Genomic DNA, 21,081 nt, shown 5'->3' with positions numbered 1-21,081 from the left:
CTACTTGCGGGACGCTTTGCGGTAACCGATGACGGCAGGACGCAGAAACACCGCGAGGATGCCGACAGACCACGCACAGGTCAGGAACATCGGGCGGGCGATCTCGCCGTTCAGCGCGAGGCCACGGATGGCATCGACTGCGCAGCTGAGTGGTTGGTACTCGACGACGGGCTGGAGCCACGTCGGGTAGGCGTCCACCGGAACGAATCCCGAGTTGAAGAACATCAGCAGATTGGTCGTGATCGCGATCCATTCGGTGATGGTCGACTTGTTCGTCAGCAGCGTGATCGCGGTGACCATGATCGAGAACGAGATACCGAAGAGCACCGCGACGCCCAGCATTCCGAGCAGACCGGGTATCCCGGTCTCGATGCGGAAGCCGATGAACGTTCCGACGACGAAGATCAGCACCGTGGTGACGAGGATCCGCACGACCTCGGCGCACAGACGCCCGAGCAGTGCCGACGACCGATGTACCGGCATCGTCCAGAACTTGTGGAGCATTCCGCCTGCCAGCTCGCGGCGCAGGCCGATTCCGCTGACGGAGGCGCCGGCCATGGCTCCCACCAACGCAACCATCGGGACCATTCCGTACGAGCTGCTCACTCCGGTTCGTTCGGAGATCGATTCGCCCAGTACGAGTCGGAACATCAACACCATGAGCGCGGGATACAACAGCGACTGCGCCAAGGTGACCGGATCGCGTGACCACTTGATCAGGATCCGCTTGCACTGTTGTCCGCTCTGGACCGACAACGCGCGCAGTGAGGTCTCGTGATGGGCTTGATCACGCGGGCGAAAACCGAAGGGCGTCGCCGCGGTGTTCGACGGCGGTGCCGGTGGGATGGAAGCTTCCGTCGCTGTGGAATCGGTCATGATCGACGTGCCCCTGCCCATAGTGCCAACGGAACGAATACGGCAGCCAACCCCGCTGCCCACAGCAACGCGGGCACCAGAGTCGGCCAGGTGAGTGTTCCGGTTGCCATGTCACGCATGGCAGCAGAGAAGTGCGAGATCGGCTGGTTGCGAGCGAATGGTCGGGCCCATTCGGGAAAACCGGATTCGGGGACAAAGCCGGTGGACAGCATGCCGAGGATCATCTGTGGCAGAACCAACGCCTGCCCGGATGCCTCCGGACTTTTCGAGAGCAATCCGATGGCGTCGGCGCCGAGCGAGAGAACGAGGCTGAACACCAAGGCAAACGCGCAGAAGTACAGGATATTTGCGCTTGGACCGACAAATCGGAAGCCGAGTACGTAGCCGTAGACGATCGAGGCGAACAGCGAGACTGCCGAGCGCACCAGAGCGACGCTCATTCGTGCCGCCAGGGGGGTAAGAGGTCCGACCGGCATGGTCTGCAGTCGCTTACTCATACCTCGAACTGAGTCCATCGCCGAGCGTTGTGCCGCTGAGAGCGCGGTGAACGTCATTGCCTGCAGAACGATGATCGGCATGAGGAACTGTGCGTAGTCGAGACCGCGGTCCTCCATCACGATCCGCAGGGGCAGGTAGAAACCCAGTGCGAACACCAAAGGCGCGACGACAGCCGAGACGAATTCGCCTTCCGCCACCATCGATCGCAGTGATCGCTCGGTCAGGGTGAGCCATTGGGGGAGAAACGCCGGCCGGATGGGTGTGCGGGCGACGAATTCGGTTTCGGGAACTCGCAGTTCGGAGCGGTCAACCACGGCTGCTGTTTTCGTGATCGGTGAGCGTCATGAACACATCGTCGAGTGACGGCTTTCGCAATCCGATATCGGTGAGTCGTATACCGGCATGACGAGTGCGAGCGATGACTTCGGCCATCAGGTCGACTCCGGACTCGGCAGGAATGGACAGCGTGCCGGCAGCCGTCGACGGATCGAACTCGTAAGACGGGGGAAGTAGATCTCCCAGCAGTTCGATGATGGCGGGTATCGCGCCCGGATCGACCGGAACGATTTCGCAATAGCGATCACCGATCTCGGCTTTGAGGCTGTCCGAAGTGCCTTCGGCGATGACGCGTCCCTTGTCGATCACGATGATGTTGTCGCTGAGAACGTCGGCTTCTTCGAGATATTGGGTGGTGAGGAGAGTGGTGATCCCAAGATCTTTGAGTGAGCCGATGAGCGACCACAGACCTTGTCGGCTGCGCGGATCGAGGCCTGTGGTGGGCTCGTCGAGAAAGACCACCAAGGGTTCTACGACAAGTCCGCAGGCGATGTCGAGTCGTCGGCGCATGCCACCCGAGTAGCCGTCGACCGTGCGCACGCCGGCTTCGGTCAGTTCGAATCGCTCGAGTAGATCGTCCGCACGTAGTTTTGCGGTGCGGCGACCGAGCCCCATCATCCTGCCGAAGAACATCAGGTTCTCGCGGCCGGTGAGAGTGGGGTCGATGGCTGCGTATTGGCCGGTCATCATGATCAGCCCGCGCACCTGAGCGGCATCTGCCACGACGTCGAAGCCGGCGACAGTGGCGCGTCCGGAATCCGGAGTGAGCAGTGTGGACAGGACGTCGACGGTTGTGGTCTTGCCTGCGCCGTTGGGGCCCAGTATCCCGAGGATGCTGCCTCGTTCGACTTCGAAGGAGATTCCACGGAGTGCTTCGACGTCGCCGAATGACTTGGTGATGCCCTCGACGACGACGGCTTTGGGCTCTTCGGGCATTTGCTCTCCATGCGCTGTCGGTGGATCGAACCGACCTAGCACTTTGTCGATATCGGGTAAGTCCGGTGGCGTGCCGGCTCGCCGTGAACGAGCGTACAGACCAGGTTTCGCGCGGGATCCATCGAGTTGAGAGGATGTCACCTGATCTGTGCCGATCGCCACCGCGTCGATTCGCGAACGAAGCTATAGGTTAGCCTAAGCTTTTCTGCTTACGTGTACAGCGTGGTTTCGTGGATGTCTGAATTGGGGATGACGAGCGATGTCGGTAGTTGTTGGTGGCGCTCGGGATTTCTCGAATCTGCCGGCCGGGGCGTTCGAGCTGTCCGCAGCGCAGAAGAGTATCTGGTTCGCACAACATGCGGCCGGCTCCGTTCCGATCACGATTGCTCAGTACGTCGCGATCGACGGGGATCTCGACGCTGATCTGCTCACCGAGGCAGCCAGACACACCGCCCGTGAACTCGGAACGGCGATGATTCGTTTTGTCGCGGCTGAGCCGGTGCCGTATCAAGTCGTCGACGACACTCAGCGTGACGAACTGATCAGACTCGACTTGCGTTCCGAATCCGATCCAGAGGCCGCAGCTCAGGAGTGGATGCAGGACGAGTACAGCACGCCGATCGACATCGTTGGGGATCGATCGATCGAGGTGGCGCTGATTCGTGTCGCCGATCGCAGGCACTTCCTGTACGCCCGCATCCATCACATCGCGCTCGACGGTTTCGGCGCGAAGACACTTGTCGACAGAGTTGCCGAGCGCTACACAGCGGCGGTGGCCGGTCGTGAACCCAAGCCGAGCAAGGCGGTGCCGTTGCCGGAAATCGTCTCCGATGAACAGCGGTACCGACAGTCGAGCAGATTCCAGCTGGACGCGAAGCACTGGGCACAGCGGCTACGCGACTTACCCGATCCGATCAGTCTGGCCGATCGAACCGGGACGCTCGACACCCACTCGCTGGTGGTCAGTGGAGCATTGCCCGCGGAGACGGCCACCGCGATCGACAGCGCAGCAGTGCGTCTGAGGGCCACGTTTTCATCGATAGCCGTCGCATCCACAGCGCTCTACTTCGCAAAGATGACCGGCAGCTCCGAGGTCGTACTGAGCTTGCCGGTCTCGTCGCGAGTGAATGCTCTGTTGCGCAACTCGGGTGGGATGGTCTCCAACGTCGTTCCGATCCGATTGTCGGTCACCGCAACAACAACGGTTGCCGATCTGGTGGCGGATGCGTCGTTGGAGCTGACGGGTGCGCTCCGTCATCAGCGGTATCGATTCGAAGATATGAGGCGGGACGCAGCCGATCGCGGGGAGGTTCAATCCTCCGGCCGGCGTGGGCTTTTCGGACCGGTCGTCAACATCATGATGTTCGGCAACGAACTCACGTTCGGATCGATGACCGGACGATTGCACATTCTGTCGACCGGTCCGGTCGAGGACCTGTCGATCAACGTTTATCCCAGCGTCGCGGACCAGGAATCGCGCGTGGACCTCGAGGCCAACCCATCGTTGTACAGCCGAGCTGAGCTCGCGAATCACCACAGTCGCTTCCTGCAGTTACTGGATCGATTTGTCAACGCGCCCAGTGATCGGCGCGTCGCCGAGATTTCGCTTGTCGGAGAAGACGATCGGCGTGACCTGGTACCTGCGTACGGTCGACCCGCCCCGGAGCCCACTCTGATGCAGAACGTCCTCACGGGCGCCGTCAGCCGTCATCCGGACAGCCCCGCGATAGTTCACGGGGACGAGGTTCTGACCTACCGCGAAGTCGGCGCCCGCGCGAACAAGCTCACCCGGATGTTGCTGGCCCGCGGTGCCGGACCGGGAAGTTTTGTGCCAGTGGTGCTGCCGAGAGGGCCGCGACTGGTTGTCGCAGAACTGGCAGTGCTCCAGTCCGGAAGCGCATTCGTCCCCATCGATCCGGAACTTCCGGCGGCCAGGATCGAAGCGACGATCGCCGATTGTGGCGCTGCCGTGGTGATCGCAGCCGGTCGGAACTGGCCGTATCACCCGATCACTGTGGATTTCGACGACGAGCTCGCGCGATCCGAATTCGCTTCCACCTCTGCGGCTCCGATCACCGACGCTGAGCGTCCTCGCATTCGGATCAGCGATGTGGCATACCTGATCTACACCTCCGGTTCGACAGGGAGGCCCAAAGGTGTGGCGATTACCCATTCCGGGATCGCGTCGTTCGCGGCCGAGCAACAGCATCGCTACGGTGTGAAACCGCACTCTCGCACATTGCAATTCGCGTCTCCCGGATTCGACGCGTCCATCCTCGAGCTGATTCTCGCATTTGGGGCCGGGGCGGCAATGGTGATTGCACCCCCGTATCTCTACGGAGGTGAACAGCTCACCGATTTCCTGCGTGCCGAGCGAATCACGCACGCGTTCTTGACGCCTTCAGCGCTGGCCTCGGTGGAGCCCGAACAACTCCCGGACCTTGCTGTGGTCATTGTCGGTGGTGAAGCGTGTCCGCCGGAACTGGCAGCAAAATGGGCGCGCGGGCGCGCGATGTTCAACGCGTACGGACCGACCGAGTCGACAATCATGGCGACGGTTGCGGGACCGTTGGATCCTGGTGCACCCGTAGATATCGGTTATCCGATCACCGGTACGTCAGTGGTGGTGCTTGACAAGTTCCTGCAGCCGGTTCCTCGAGGCGTCACCGGCGAGCTGTATGTCAGTGGCAGGGGACTCGCCCGTGGTTACCATCGAAGACTATCCCTGACTGCCGCAACTTTTGTAGCAAACCCACTGGCCGCCAACGGGTCCCGGATCTATCGGACCGGAGATCTGGTGCAGTGGACGCCCGAGGGTACGTTGCGCTATCTCGGGCGCGCCGACTTCCAGGTGAAAATCCGTGGTTTTCGCATCGAGTTGGGTGAGGTCGACGCGGCGCTCACCAGCCACCGCGACGTGGAGTCGGCAATCACGATCACCTACGAAGGTGGGCCGTCCGGTGATTCCGCGTCGCTGGTCTCGTATCTGCTTCCCGTCTCCGGTCGGGAGATCGACACTGCCGGTGTCCTCGCACACGTGCAACCGCTCCTGGCGTCGCACATGATTCCCTCTGCGCTCATGGTGATCGATCGGATACCGCTCACCTCCGCCGGCAAGCTGGATCGGACGGCTCTGCCGGCGCCGGTGTGGAACCGGGCCCCGTATGTCGAACCCGCACCTGGTTTGGAATCACTGGTTGCTGCAACCTATTCCGAGTCAACCGGAGCAGACACCGTCGGAGCGCACGACGAATTTTTTGCGTTGGGTGGAAACTCACTGACAGCTACTCGGGTGGCGAGTGTGCTCGGGCGAGCGCTCGGCACCACAGTGGCTGTGCGATCGATTTTCGAAGCGCCGTCGGTGCGTGCGCTTGCCGACAAGCTCGCCGGTCTCACGCCGGAGGTCGGCCGACCCGCACTACGGCCCATGCCTCGAACCAGCCCGATCGGTGTTTCGCCCGCACAACACCGCATGTGGTTTCTCAATCAATTCGACACCGGTTCGGCTGCATACAACATTCCGGTGGCAGTTCGACTGTCGGGTGAACTCGATCATGTGGCTCTTGCCGGTGCATTCGGCGACGTGGTCGATCGACACGAGGTGCTGCGCACGAGCTATCCGGATTCACCGGACGGACCGATTCAGCGCATCGCGCCGATCAGCGACCAGGCGACGGGGCTACCGTTGCGGGAGGTCTCACGGGAAGATCTGGCCGGCGAACTCGAACGCTTCGCGCGTCGAGGGTTTGACGTTTCTTCCGAGATTCCCTTTCGCGCCGCCTTGTTCAAGGTCGGGCCGAGCGAACATGTGCTGATGCTCGTCATCCACCACATCAGTGCCGACGGGTCCTCGACGGCGCCCCTGGCGCGCGATATCGCTCAGGCGTACCTGGCTCGGCTCGAGAACCGAGATCCAGGCTTCGAGCCCTTGCCGGTTCAGTACGCGGATTACACTCTCTGGCATCGAGAATTGATGGGCAGCGAACTCGATCCGCATTCGTTGTCGCGGACGCAGACCGAGTACTGGTCACGGCAACTGGGCGGCCTTCCGGTTCGGTTGGATCTGCCAAGCGACCGTGCTCGCCCAGCGCTTGTGTCGACCAGCGGGCAGGCGTTCTCCGGCTCGATCGACGCCGATCTGTTCGCACGGGTCTCGGCGCTGGCAGTACGCTCCGGTGCAACGGCTTTCATGGTCATGCACGCGGCGTTGGCCGTGCTGCTGGCCAGACTCAGTGCCACGTCCGACATCTCGGTGGGCACTCCCGTTGCAGGACGCGGCGATCCAGCTCTCGACGATCTTGTCGGCATGTTCGTCGGCACGGTGGTCTTACGTACCAAGGTGCATGCGCACGAGACGTTCTCGGCACTCCTCGACCAGGTTCGAGACGTAGACCTCGGGGCGTTCGCGAATGCCGACATACCGTTCGAGCGTTTGGTGGAACTACTCAACCCGGAGCGTTCGGCCGCACATCATCCACTTTTCCAAGTTGGATTCTCCTATCAGAATCTCAATTCCGGATCGTTGGTGCTCGACGGTCTCGACGCCGAGATCATCGATCTGCAGCTGGGTATTTCGAAGTTCGACCTGCACTTGACGTTGTCCGAGAAGGCCAGCCCGACTGCGCCGACCGAGGTGCACATGCAGTGGGACTATGCCGACGCACTCTTCGACGAAGAAACTGTCGCCCGGTTCGCTCACAAGTTCGTGCACATCCTGGAAGCCGTAGTCGCGCAGTCGGATCGGGTGATCGGCGATATCGATCTGACCACCGATCGATCGACGACCGTGATCGGTGCGCTCAACAACACGCGCCATGCTCTGCCGCCCACGACCCTTGCCGACCTGCTGTCCGCTCAGGCAGGCGCCACCCCCGACGCGATTGCTCTTGTCACGGACACGATGTCGATGTCCTACGGCGAGTTCGCTTGCCAGGTCGAAGATCTGGCCAGGACGCTGATCTCGAAGGGGATCGGAACCGAGGATCGTGTTGCCGTCGCCATCGAGCGTTCGCCGGCCATGATGGTGGCACTGTGCGCGGTACTGCAAGCGGGTGCCGCGTACGTACCCGTCGACCCGAGTGCTCCCACCGAACGGATTGCGCGGATTCTGTCCTCCGCGTCGCCCGTCTTGATGCTGACCGTAGAAGCGGTCCGTACCCAGTGTGAGGCTGCGGCCCGAGTCAGCCCGGTCGACGTCTTGGTGGTGGATAGCCAAGGCGTGCCCGCCGAGAGGTCTGGTCCGATCACGGACCGAGTCAGGATTCGCCCCCTGCGACCGGACAACACGGCGTACGTGATCTACACGTCGGGATCGACGGGAATGCCGAAGGGCGTCGCGGTTTCGCATTCGGCGGTAGTGAATCAACTGCTCTGGAAGCAGGATCGGTACCCGCTCGGCGGCACAGACACCGTGCTTCAGAAGACGCCGATCACGTTCGACCTGTCGGTGTGGGAACTGTTCTGGCCGTTGATCAGCGGCGCGCGGTTGGCGCTCGCCCGGCCGGACGGACATCGTGATCCGGAGTATGTCGCCACGGCGATGCGTGACTTCGAGGTCACGACAGCACATTTTGTTCCCTCGCTCCTCGACGCGTTTCTCGAATCCGGTGGCGGAGTGGATCAGCCGTCGCTGCGCCGTGTTCTGTGCATCGGTGAAGCGTTGCGTCCGCACACTGTTGTAGAACTTCGACGCAATCTCGACGTCGAGATTCACAACCTCTACGGACCGACCGAGGCAGCGGTGAGCGTCACTGCGTTCGACTGCGACGACGTGCAGGACGCCACCGTCCCGATCGGCACACCGGTGTGGAATACACAGCTGCTGGTGCTGGATTCGCGTCTGAAGCAGGTCCCGCTCGGCGTTCCCGGCGAGTTGTATCTCGGCGGTGCACAGTTGGCGTCGTGGTACGAGGGGCGGGCGGATCTGACCGCCGAACGATTTGTGGCGGGACCGTGGTCCGGAGAAGGACGACGGATGTACCGCACCGGTGACCTGGTTCGCCATCGCAAGAACGGCGTGCTGGAGTACCTGGGTCGTAATGATACCCAGATCAAACTGCGGGGCCAGCGCATCGAACTGGGGGAGATCGAAGCGGCGCTCGGCCGAGATCGGCGTGTGCGTGCGTGCGCGGTCATCGTCCACGAGTGGCGGTCGGCTCCGGAATCGGCGTCCTTGGTGGCGTACATAGTTCCCGCAGAGGGCGCCACCTTCGACGGATCAGCCGTTCTTGCCGATCTCAAGGGTGTGCTGCCGGGCTACATGGTGCCCACTGTTCTCGAGGTTCTCGACTCGATCCCACTGAATGTGAACGGCAAAATCGATCGGCGGACTTTGCCGGAACCGACTCCGGTGCTTCGTGAATACCGCTCGCCGCAAGGGCACGTCGAACAGCGGGTTGCCGAAGTCATCGAGGAGATCCTCGGGATCGAGAACGTCGGACGAGCCGACAATTTCTTCGAGATCGGTGGAAACTCACTGGTCGCAACGAGGGTGACACACAAGCTGACGGGAGTGTTCTCCCGGGAGGTTCCGATCCGGGCGCTTTTCGAGGCTCCGACCGTTGCCGAGTTGGCCCAGTGGATCGAGAGTGCGCCCCGCAGCTCGGCCGCCTTCGGTGTGCCGCCGTTGCCGCCACCGCCGCGTCCGGACCTTGTGCCGCTGTCCGTAGCGCAGGAACGTATGTGGTTTCTCGGCCGGCTCGATCCGCAGTCGCCGGTGTACAACCTCCCGGTTGCCCTCGGTCTGGACGGCGATCTCGACCCCTCGGCCTTGGCGACGGCGATGTCGGACATCATCGACCGGCACGAGGTACTGCGGACCTACTACCCGGAGTTCGATGGTGTTGCCCGCCAGTATGTTCTCGATGCGCCGTCGTGGATTTTGCAGCCGGCAGCCGACGTCGAACCGGAGAACGTGGGCGAGCTGATCGCGAAACTCGCCGGTCGGGGCTTCGATCTGACCCGCGAGGTACCGCTCCGCGGGGTCCTGCTCCGGATCGGTGACCATGCGCACGTTCTGGTGCTTGTGGTGCATCATATTGCGGCGGACGGTCTGTCGATGGGCCCCTTGATCCGTGATCTGATGATCGCGTACTCGGCACGGGCCAACGGCAACGCGCCGGCTTGGTCGCCGCTTCCGTTGCAGTATGCAGATTTTGCACTATGGCAGCGGAGTCTTGTATCCGATACCGCGACCGCTACCGGGCGCTTCGACGGACAACTCGAATACTGGCAGTCGACGTTGGCCGACCTACCAGCGGTGCTTGATCTGCCAACAGATAGGCCCCGCGGTCAGGTGCGCTCTGCCGAGGGCGACACAGTGCGGTTCCAGGTGAGCGGCGACGTGCACCAACTGTTGCGAGGGTTTGCTCGTTCGCGCCGCACAACTCTGTTTGCCGTAGTCCACTCTGTCGTCGCGGTTCTGTTGGCACGGTTGTCCGGTCAGGGCGACGTCGCGGTCGGTACGCCCGTTGCCGGACGTACCCATGAGTCGGTGGACAACCTCGTCGGAATGTTTGTCGGCACAGTGGTTCTGCGTACTGCCGTCGATCCGGACCTCTCGTTCGACGACCTCGTGGCGCAGGTGAGTCGCTCGGACATCGAGGCGATGAGTAACAGCGATGTTCCGTTCGAACAGGTTGTGGCCGCACTCGATCCACCGCGCTCGGGTTCATTTCACCCGCTTTTCCAGGTGATGCTGGCTTTTCAGGATGCGGTTCCCACAGAGATCGAATTGGCCGGAGTGAGAGCGCGTCCCATCCCGATCGATCTACCGGTGTCGCGTTTCGATCTGCATCTGACTGTTGCGACAGATCCGGATCCGGAGCAGGCGCTCGACGTCCTGCTGACCTACGCCGTTGATATCTTCGACCGGGCGACGGCAGTGTCCATTGCGCAGCGATTCGCCGGGTTGCTTGCGACGTTGGTCGCCGATCCCGCCGCCGGGATCGGCTCGGCGGATATTCTCGGGCGCACCGAGCGAGAGTTGATCCTCGACAATTGGGGCAGTGGTCCCAAAACTGTTGTCGGAGTGCCCTGCACGTACTCCGAGTTGCTCGCCGAGCGAGCTGCACCGAGCAGCGACGCCGTGGCGTTGAAGTCGGCGGATGAGGTACTGACCGAAGACGAATTCCGATCTCGGGTGAACAGCTTGGCCAGGCTGCTGATCGATCGCGGAATTGGTCCGGAAAAGATAGTGGCACTGGAACTTCCGCGCGGAATCGACCTTGTCGTGTCAGTGCACGCCGTGCTGGCCGCTGGTGGAGCCTATCTACCGGTGGATCCCGGCCTGCCTCGCCCGAGGATCGACGCGATGATGTCAGCTGCCGGTGCGACGCTGACGATCACCGAGGCGGTACTGGCTGAATTCGACACTGCGCATTACTCGTCCGATCCGATCGAGGATTGCGACCGCATGCGCCCGCTGCTCGGTGGACATCCGGCATACGTGATCTTCACGTCTGGTTCCACCGGTGAGCCGAAGGGCGTTGTGGTGTCGCATGAGAGTCTGGTCAACCGTCTGACGTGGATGAGAGATGATTACTCCCTCGACCGAGAAGACGTGTTCCTGCTCAAGACACCGGCGACGTTCGACGTCTCGGTGTGGGAGCTGTTACTGCCTGCGGTGATCGGGGCAACGCTGGTGATCGCCTCGCCGGACGGCCACCGCGATCCGCGATATCTGGGGGAGTTGATCGACCGGTCACAGGTGACGGTGGTTCACTTCGTTCCTTCCATGCTGGATGCATTTGTCGGCTCTCATGTCGAGAGCGCACCCATGTTCCGGAGCCTGCGCATCGTATTCACCAGTGGCGAGGCACTGTCACTGACGAGTGCTGCCGCGCTTCACCGTTTGGCGCAGGTCGAGATGCACAACCTCTACGGTCCCACCGAGGCCGCTGTGGACGTCACCGCAGTCGAGGTGCCTCGCTCGGTGGCTCTGGACGGGCGGGAGATCTCGATAGGCTCCCCGGTAAGCGGCACCGCTGTTTACGTCCTGGATTCGCGATTGAATCCCGTCCCTGTCGGCGTGCGTGGAGAGTTGTATCTGGCGGGCGTTCAGTTGGCGCGGGGCTATGTCGGGCGGAGCGATCTGTCGGCCGGTCGCTTCCTCGCGAACCCGTTCGCCCCGGGCACACGGATGTACCGAACAGGCGACGTGGTCGCGTGGCGTGCTGACGGGACACTCGAATATCTGGGGCGCAGTGACTTCCAGGTGAAGCTGCGAGGTCAGCGACTGGAGCTGGGGGACATCGAGGCAGCCTTCGTCGGACTGCTGGGTGTTGCCGGTGCGGTGGCAACGGTGTACGAAAATCCGGCGACCGGTGCCGAAATCGCTGCCTACGTGATGCTTACGGGTGACATCGTTCCCGACACGGCACAGCTCCTGGCGGATGTGCGGCAGACTTTGCCTGCGTACATGGTGCCCAGCTCGGTCACAGTGCTGAGCGAACTCCCACTCGGTTCTACCGGCAAGCTCGATCGCCGAGCCCTGCCGACGCCGGAACGGCCGATCGACCGAGTGGTTCTCGCACCGCGAAACGCGGCCGAAGCCGAGATCGCCGAGGTGTTCCGCGCGGTGCTGGGCCACGACGAGGTGAGCGTCGACCGGGACTTCTTCGATCTCGGCGGAAATTCGCTGGTGGCCAATCGCATAATCGGTGAGGTCAACGCACGGGTGGGCGCTGACCTCCGATTGCGCGATATTTTCGACAATCCGACAGTGGCCGGGCTGGCAGATGCACTCGCGCAGTTGCCTCGCCGCATCGAGGAGTCCGCGCGTCTGGGGGAGCTGGCTCGGCCGGAGCGGTTGCCGCTCTCGCCGGCTCAGCAGAGAATGTGGGTTCTGAACCGACTCGATCCCTCGTCGGCGGCCTACAACATCGCCGGGGCAGTAACGGTGAACAACGACGTGAATGCCGCGGCACTTGTTGCGGCGGTGGGCGATCTGGTGATCCGGCACGAGGTTCTGCGCACGGTGTATGTCGAGAGCGGCGACGGCGTCGCACAGGTCGTCCAGGAAGCGGACGCACCAGGTACCGACAGTGCGGCAGTCACTTTCGAGGACTTGAGCGATACCGGTTCCGAACAGCGCACCGCGCGGATTCGTGAGTTGATCTCGGGCAGCTTCGATATCACTGCTCGTGGGCCATTGCGGGTGCACTGCCTCCGTGTCGGTACAGACCGCCACACACTCGTTCTGGTACTGCATCATATTGCCGGAGACGGCGCATCGATACCGATCCTGTTGCGGGAACTGGTGCAGGCGTACGTTGCTCGAGTTTCGGGCGGCAGCCCGCAGTGGGCTCCGCTGGTGCATCAGTATGCCGATTACGTGTTGTGGAATCGTGCGGCGATCGGTGACTCACGCGATCCGCAGTCTGTTGCGGGGCAGCAGCTTGCATACTGGCGAGAAGCGCTTGCCGACGCTCCGGCCCTGCTCGAACTTCCGTGGGACAGGCCACGAACCGATCAGCCCACTCAGCGCGGAGCGCGGGTCAGTTGCCCTCTGACGCCGGCTGTCCGCGAAGGCTTGGCAGATCTCGCCCGAGCGCAGCAGGTTTCGATGTTCATGGTCGTGCACGCCGGTGTGGTGGCCTTGCTGTCCCAACTGGGCGCGGGGTCGGACATCGTTGTGGGGACACCGGTTTCGGGCCGAAACGACCCGCGTTTGGCCGATACGATCGGCATGTTCGTGGGAACGGTGGCGTTGCGCACGGCAGTTGATCCCGTTGCCTCGTTCGGCGAGCTTCTTGCCGTGGTGCGCGCACAAGATCTCGCGGCGCTGGCAAATGCAGACGTCGCGTTCGAGCACGTCGTGGAGGCCGTCGGAGTGTTGCCGACACGAAGCCACCACCCGGTGTTCCAGAGCACGGTCACGGTCGCCGAATCGGCTGCAGACCTGGTGCAGATTGCGACCGGCGATCTCGGCGGCGTCGAGGTGGAACCAATCGACACCGGTTCGGTGCGCTTCGACCTCGAGTGGAGCGCAACGTCAACGCTGGGTGTCTCGGGTGAACCTTCCGGGCTGGATCTGGAATTGGCCTATGCCACAGACCTGTTCGACGAGTCGACGGCTCAGAGCCTGGTAGATCGGCTCGCACGCGTGTTGAACGTGGTTGCGGCCGACGCAACGATTGCCGTGCGTTCGATCGATCTGCGACTTGCCACGGATCAATTTCCGGAGGCCGTGCCGTTCGACGGAACGCGGCTGACGTTGCCCGAGATCCTGGAGGGTGGGGTTTCGCTCGGCACGACGGCACTGATCGATCCTGACCGCGGCGACCAGTTGTCCTACGTCGAGTTGGACCGAGCGTCGAATATTCTGGCGCGCACATTGATTCGACGCGGTTTCGGTCCGGAATCCGTTGTCGCGATTTTTCTACCCCGCTCGTTCGACTACGTGATTGCGGTGTGGGCAGTAGCAAAGTCCGGGGCCGCGTTCCTTCCCGTCGATCCGAATTACCCGGCCGATCGCATCGTGCACATGCTCGAGGATTCGGGTACGACGCTAGTTATAGGGTCTGACGTGGAACGGGTTCTGCCGGCGAATCTTTCTGCTCGGATCGAGGTGTTGGACCTCGGTGATCTGCGGAGCCGGAGTGAGCCGGATGGTGCCCCGATCGTGGACAGCGACCGACGCTCCCCGATCCGTTTGTCCAACGTCGCATATCTGATCTACACGTCAGGCTCGACCGGCACGCCGAAAGCAGTAGCGGTCACTCACGGTGGCCTGTCCGCATTTGTGGAGGCGCAGAAGCACTACGGAGTCGATGCCCGTTCGCGCACTATGCAATTCGCGTCGACGAGCTTCGATGCCTCGGTACTCGAGTTGCTCTTGGCGTTCGGTGTGGGTGCGGCGATGGTTGTCGTCCCCGACGACGTGTACGGCGGCACAGAGCTGACGCAGCTCCTTCGCGAACAGCACGTCACTCACGCTTTTGTGACCCCGTCTGCGTTGGAGTCGATGGATGCGCAACACCTACCAGAACTGTCGGTGGTCATCGTCGGCGGTGACCAATGCTCCGAGGCTCTGGTTCGGACGTGGGGCGACGGTCGACGGATGTACAACGCGTACGGACCTACCGAATCCACGGTGATGGCAACACAATGCGGTCCGATGGATCCGTCAGTGCCGGTGTCGATCGGCGCTCCCGTAGTGGGTACAACGGCCGTGGTGCGTGGGGACGGGCTTGTGCCGGTTCCCCCGGGTATCGAGGGTGAGCTGTATCTGTCCGGCGCTGCGTTGGCCAGGGGTTATCACGGAAGACCAGGCTTGACGGCGTCGCGCTTCGTCGCGGACCCGGACGGCGCGCCGGGTTCTCGCACCTATCGAACGGGCGACCGGGTACGTGTGACGGGTTCGAACGCCGCTACTCGAGAGCTCCGGTATTGCGGGCGCGGCGACGATCAGGTGAAGCTCCGGGGTTACCGGATCGAATTGGGTGAGGTGGAGTCGGCCGTAGCGACTTATCCGAATGTCGCTGCTGCGGTGGCGATCGCCTACCGTGGTCCGCAATCGTCCGAACCGGTGCTGGTGGCGTATGTGCTCGCTCACCGAGGTGTCGAGATTGAACGTGCAGGATTGCGCGCACACCTCGCGGCACATCTGCCGACGTACATGCGTCCGGCATCGATTACGTTCATCGATTCGCTGCCTGTGACGCCGGCCGGAAAACTGGATCGAAAAGCCCTGCCTGAACCTGTTTTCGAGCAACGTGTGTACGTGGCGCCGCGAACCGATGACGAAATGGCACTGGCCGGCATCTTCGAAACAGTGACCGGCTCGGCAACTGTGGGTATTCACGACGGATTCTTCGAGATCGGCGGCAATTCCTTGCTTGCCACTCGATTGGTAGCACGTGCAAACGAGGCATTCGACGCAGGGTTGAGTGTGCGTGATCTTTTCGACGCACCCACAGTGGCGGAGTTGGCGCCACGAATCACTCGGGGTGCTTCGACGCGTCCACCGCTGCGCGCGCTTGCACGTCCCGAACGAGTCCCGTTGTCGCTTGCGCAGCAGAGGATGTGGTTCCTCAATCGTTTCGATCCGACGTCGGCTACGGAGAACATTCCGATTGTGCTGCGTGTGACGGGTGACCTTGACGTGGTAGCGCTCGGGTCGGCGATCACAGATGTCGTAACACGGCACGAGGTGCTGCGGACGGTGTACCCGGATTCAGTGGCCGGTCCGTATCAGGACGTGCTGCCGCCGTCATCGCTCGACGCGGAGTTGCAAGCCGAGTGGACTCCGGAAACTTCTCTGCACGAGCGTATTCTGGCGTCGGCGAGAACACCCTTCGACGTCACCGCGAGGGTTCCGATCCATGTCGACCTGCTCCGGGTGGGTGGCCGAGATGCGGATGCAGTTCCCGTCCATGTACTGGTGCTGGTGGTTCACCACATCAGTGCCGACGGCTATTCGATGGCGCAGCTGGCGGCAGACACGATGACTGCGTACGCGGCTCGCATCAGCGGCTTCGCACCTACGTGGGAGCCACTCGAGATCCAGTACGCCGACTTCGCGATCTGGCAGCGAACGGTGCTCGGTGACGAGAAGGAATCGGGTTCGGTTGCTGCGCAACAACTCGGCTATTGGCGCGGGCAACTGAGCGGTGCCCCGGAAGTGCTCGATCTTCCCTGTGATCGTCCTCGGCCTGCACGACAGTCGTTTGTGGGTGCCAGATATCAGTTCGAGGTGAACGCAGAACTGCACACTTCGCTGCGCGATCTTGCCGCTGCTCGAGGCGTTACGGTGTTCATGCTCATGCACACCGCTTTGGCGGTGCTCCTGGGGCGACTTGCCGGCACCGATGACGTCACGATCGGAACTCCCGTCGCCGGCCGCGGCGAGCAGGCTCTTGATCCGGTGGTCGGTATGTTCGTCAATACCCTTGCGCTGCGGACGGTTTTGCCGCCGTCAACGAGTTTTTCCGATGCGGTCGACATGGTGCGAGAAGTGGATCTCGGTGCATTTGCCAACGCGGATATCCCCTTCGAACGGCTGGTGGAGGTACTGGAGCCGACAAGGACACAGGCTCATCATCCCCTGTTCCAGGTCGCACTCTCGTTCCAGAACCTTGGCGATATGACCTTTGCCTTGCCGGGGCTGGAGGTGTCCGTCGTCGATCCGGATATCGAACTGGCGGAATTCGATCTCCATCTGACCCTGGTTCCCGGCGCAGACGGCGAATCGGGACCCATGGCGGCGCAAATTGTCTACGCCACCGACCTTTTCGATTCCGGTACCATCGCCGACTTTGCCGATCGCTACCTCCGGATCATCGATTCCGCAATCGATTCTGTGGACCTCCCTTGTGGAGATATCCCGCTGCTGTCGAGTGCGGATCATCGCCGCATCGACGGGATTGCCAGTGGGGGAACCGGGTTGGTGCACGGAGCTGTGACACTTGCTTCCGAGTTTCACGCTCAGGTCGGGATCAGTCCGGACGCACCCGCGATCACCTCTGGCGATGAGACGTTGAGTTACGCGCAGATGCAGCAGCGGGTGTGCGCGCTGGCGCGGTATCTCGTCGAGCTCGGAGTTGGGCCGGAAACTCAGGTGGCAGTTGCTGTTCGGCGTTCGATCGACCAGGTGATCGCGATGTACGCGGTGGTCGAGGCGGGCGGCGCCTACGTGCCGGTGGAACTCACGCAGCCCACAGAGCGAATTGCGCTCGTGTTGGACACGGCTGCACCCAGCGTGGTGGTGACCGCAGGTGGTGCGGACGGAGTGGGCAGTGGAAGTTGGGTGGAGGTCGACCTTCATACACTCGATCTGAGCGGTCATTCCACAGGTGCGATGACCGATGTCGAGCGCCGCGCGCCGCTGCGTGGTGATCACCCGGCATACGTGATTTTCACGTCAGGGTCGACGGGTGTACCCAAGGGCGTCGTGGTACCTCATGCCGCGGTGGTCAATCAGTTGCGCGGGATGCAGCAGGAATACCCGATGGACGCGTCGAGTGCTGTGCTCCTCAAGACGTCGGCAGGCTTCGATCTGTCGATCTGGGAGTACTGGTGGGCGCTGCACGTGGGTGCCAGACTCGTGCTGGCACCGCAGGACTCGCAATTCGAACCCGAGGTGTTGCTGTCGGTCATCGAGAGGGAGTCGATCACCGACGTACATGTTGTTCCTTCGATGTTGCTGATGCTTACCGCAGCGGCCGCCGCCGGATTCCCCGAATGCGTGCGGAATGTGCTGTGCATCGGTGAGGAATTGCCGGTATCACTTGCAGCGAGGTTCGGCGCTATATCCCCTGCGAGCCTGCATAATCTCTACGGTCCCACCGAGGTAGCGGTCAGCGCCACTCGGCATCGGGTGTCCGGCGCCGACACCCGCGCGATACCTATCGGCCTGCCCGAACCGGGTGTGTCTGCGTACGTTCTGGACTCTCGTTTGCACCACGTTCCGGACGGAGTAGCGGGCGAGCTCTACTTGTCGGGAATTCAGTTGGCACGTGGATACCTGGGTCGTTCGGCGCTCACTGCCGAGCGCTTCGTGGCGGATCCGTTCGGTGCCCCGGGCGGTCGGCTCTACCGCACAGGCGACCTTGTCAGTCGTCGCCGCGACGGCTCGCTGACTTATCTGGGCCGGATCGACCTGCAGCTCAAGCTCCGTGGATTCCGCATCGAGTTGGGAGAGATCGAGTCGGCCCTGGCCGGCTATCCCGGTGTGGGAGAAGCAGTGGTGAGCGTCTACTCGCCGAACGGTGCCGACGCGCGACTCGTCGCCTACGTGAGCGCACCGAGTTCGGATCTGTTCGATCTCGAGGAGCTGGACAAACACCTTCGGTCCCGGCTGCCGGGATACATGGTGCCTTCCGTCGTCGAGGTGCTCGAGCAGTTGCCGCACAATGCAAACGGCAAAATCGACCGCGGCCGTCTGCCCGAGCCTCGAATCCCGCAGCGGGAGTTTGTTGCGCCCACGAATGCAACGGAACGATTGGTTGCCGCCACGGTTGCCGACGTGCTCGAACTCGAGAGCGTCAGCATGAATGACAACTTCTTCCAGGTCGGCGGAAACTCTTTGCTGGCAACACGAGTGGTTGCACGGCTGCGAGAGTCCGGTTCGGCAGAGATCGCGGTCCGGTCTGTCTTCGACGCGCAGACCGTCGCCGAACTGGCGGTTCTCGTCGGCGCCGCGGCGAGCAGTGCCGACCGTGGACCCGATTTGGTGAGGCGTCCGGCGGGCGCGGTAGTACCCCTGGCGCCTGCGCAGGAGCGGATCTGGGCGGCAAATCGCGCCCAGCAGGGCAGTGATTGGAATGTGCCGATTGCGTTGCGTCTACGGGGCAAGATCGACCACACGGTGCTGGCTGCTGCCGCTACCGATCTCTTGACCCGCCACGAATCGCTCCGCACGATCTATCCGCCGACGCCGGACGGACCCGTTCAGGTTGTCGTGCCGGTGGCCGACGTCCCCCTGGATCTGCAGCCGAAGCAGGTGTCGGAGGCGGAGTTGGCTGCGGTGCTGCACGGGTTCCTCTGGTCCGACTTCGACGTGACCACCGACCTTCCGTTCCGAATGCAAGTGCTGCAGTTGGGAACCGAGGAGTTTGTTCTCGCCATCGTTGTGCACCACATTTCCGCGGACGGGTATTCAATGGGGCCGCTGACGCGTGATGTTCTGATCGCGTATGCCTCACGTAGCGCCGGCCTCGAACCCTCGTGGCAGGAATTGCCGGTTCAATTCGGTGACTACTCGGTCTGGAAGCACAAGATTCTGGGTTCGGCGCTCGATCCGGACAGTGAACTGAATCGACAGGTTCGTCACTGGCAGAACGTTATCGGCCGGGAACCGCGTCCGATGCTTCGACTCGATCATCCCAGGCCGGCGGTGTGGCAGACGGCAGGCGAGACCGTCGAGTTCGACATCGATTCGCAGTTGCATGCTGATTTGACGGCGTATGCGCACGACCGGGGCGTCAGTCTGTTCATGATTCTCCAAGCGGCGTTTGCCGTTCAACTGAGCGCCCTCGCCGAGAATCCCGACGTTCGGGTAGCGACGGCAAACGCCGGTCGTGGCGATCGGCTTCTCGACGACATGGTGGGTAACTTCGCCGAAGACGTACTCATGCGGATACACGTCGACAAGGGGATCGCGTTCGATGATGTTGTCGAGCAGGTTCGTTCGTCGTTGCTCGACGGTTTGGCTCATCCCGACATCTCGGGCCCGCGGTTGATCGAGGCGCTGGGCTTGCCGGAGTCGGAGTCGATGAATGTGCTCTTCCCTGCGACGCTGATCCTCCAACGTGCCGAAGCCGGAATCGACATCGACGCCCATGGCCTGTCGGTTCGATCCGAGCCCTTCTCGAACTGTGTGGCGAAGCATGAATTGGAATACGCGATCACCGAACACTTCTCGGATAACGTGCCGAGTGGACTGACTGGAGCCCTGATCTATCCGGTGGCGTTACTGCGTCGCAGTAGTGCCGAACAGATAGTGCGGGACTACATCCGGATAGTGGAGTCGGTACTCTCGGCCGAAGGTCGTACTGTCGAGGAATTGGGGAGACAACTCACATGAGTAGCCATGTGGGGAGAAATTCGGCAAGGTCGGCAGGCTCAGCAGAATCCATCTCGGTGGTGATTGCAGCCTTCCACGCGTTGCCTCTCCTCGACGAGCAGTTGCACGCACTGGCAGGTCAGGACTTCGACGGCCGTTTCGAAGTGGTGATCAGTGACAACGCGGGCGAGTCTGCGCTGCGTACGCATGTGGAGGAGCATCCGCTTCGCGATCAACTGGCACTTCGCTGGGTCGATTCCTCGTCGGTGCCGGGAACGTCGTCCGCGCGTAACGTCGGTACGCGGGCGAGCCGGTATCCGTTTGTGGCGTACTGCGATCAGGACGATCGCGTTCATCCCGGGTGGCTCACCGCTATGGCGTCGGCGTCGGCGTCCTTCGATCTTGTTGGTGGCCCACTGGAGAAACACACCCTGAACGACCCGGTTGTGGCACGTTGGCGTGCGTTACCGGAACCTGACGAACTTCAAGTGCTCGGTCGTTTCCTACCGATCACCTTCGGCTGCAACCTCGGCATCTGGCGCGAGGTATTCGACGATATCGGGGGCTGGGACGAGAGCTATCCGGCAGCCGGAAGCGATGTCGAGTTCTGTTGGCGCGCGCAGATAAAGGGCTACACCTTGGGTAACAGCCCCGAAGCGATTGTCGCCTACCGCTTTCGGACGGGTATGCGCGAGTCGTGGCGTCAGGTGGTGAGTTACGCCGAGGAAGAAGCCAGAGTGGCGCGGCAGTACGACGCTCCTGGCCGCGCCTGGTACTGGCCGCTCGTGCATGCCGGTGTCGTGGTGGCATTGCTGCCGGTGTGGCCTTGGGCATGGTCACGTAGTCGTCGGGGCGAATGGGTATGGACCACCGGTAATCTGGTGGGCCGGATCAAAGGCAGTATCAAGTACCGCATCGTCTATCTCTGA

5 protein-coding genes are annotated in these 21,081 nt (G+C 62.3%); 2 read left to right on the top strand and 3 right to left on the bottom strand.

Annotated features, from left to right (window positions below; translation table 11 throughout):
* Genes KYT97_RS13360 through KYT97_RS13350 form a run of 3 tightly spaced genes read right to left on the bottom strand, consistent with a single transcriptional unit; the run spans position 1 to position 2,646 of the window.
* Entirely contained in the window at positions 1-876 is an 876-nt protein-coding gene (locus KYT97_RS13360) for an ABC transporter permease (RefSeq protein WP_141485039.1), read from the bottom strand.
* Entirely contained in the window at positions 873-1,688 is an 816-nt protein-coding gene (locus KYT97_RS13355) for an ABC transporter permease (protein WP_425332403.1), read from the bottom strand. Before KYT97_RS13355 ends, KYT97_RS13360 begins: the two co-directional genes overlap by 4 nt.
* On the bottom strand, positions 1,681-2,646 hold the full coding sequence (locus KYT97_RS13350) for a daunorubicin resistance protein DrrA family ABC transporter ATP-binding protein (protein ID WP_033231690.1): 966 nt from the start codon (positions 2,644-2,646) through the stop codon (positions 1,681-1,683). The genes KYT97_RS13355 and KYT97_RS13350 overlap by 8 nt, the downstream gene beginning before the upstream one ends.
* Before the next feature lie 259 nt (positions 2,647-2,905).
* On the opposite strand from KYT97_RS13350, the gene KYT97_RS13345 reads away from it, so the two are divergent.
* The gene (locus KYT97_RS13345) at positions 2,906-20,173 is read left to right on the top strand and encodes a non-ribosomal peptide synthetase (RefSeq protein ID WP_219112521.1); all 17,268 of its coding nucleotides are present in this window, start codon (positions 2,906-2,908) and stop codon (positions 20,171-20,173) included.
* Positions 20,170-21,081: a glycosyltransferase family 2 protein gene (locus KYT97_RS13340; RefSeq protein ID WP_172936567.1), complete on the top strand. Its 912-nt coding sequence runs from the start codon at positions 20,170-20,172 to the stop codon at positions 21,079-21,081. Before KYT97_RS13345 ends, KYT97_RS13340 begins: the two co-directional genes overlap by 4 nt.

The organism is Rhodococcus globerulus (assembly GCF_019334125.1).
In the GTDB taxonomy this organism is placed as follows: Bacteria; Actinomycetota; Actinomycetes; order Mycobacteriales; family Mycobacteriaceae; genus Rhodococcus_F; species Rhodococcus_F globerula.
Note: the sequence above shows the minus strand (reverse complement) of the source record. Positions and strands in the feature narration are given on the sequence as shown.

Excerpts from the sequence above, each read along its gene's own strand:
- KYT97_RS13360 (WP_141485039.1), bottom strand. The coding sequence starts at position 876 with ATGACCGATTCCACAGCGACGGAAGCTTCCATCCCACCGGCACCGCCG.
- KYT97_RS13350 (WP_033231690.1), bottom strand. The coding sequence starts at position 2,646 with ATGCCCGAAGAGCCCAAAGCCGTCGTCGTCGAGGGCATCACCAAGTCA.
- KYT97_RS13345 (WP_219112521.1), top strand. The coding sequence starts at position 2,906 with ATGTCGGTAGTTGTTGGTGGCGCTCGGGATTTCTCGAATCTGCCGGCC.
- KYT97_RS13340 (WP_172936567.1), top strand. The coding sequence starts at position 20,170 with ATGAGTAGCCATGTGGGGAGAAATTCGGCAAGGTCGGCAGGCTCAGCA.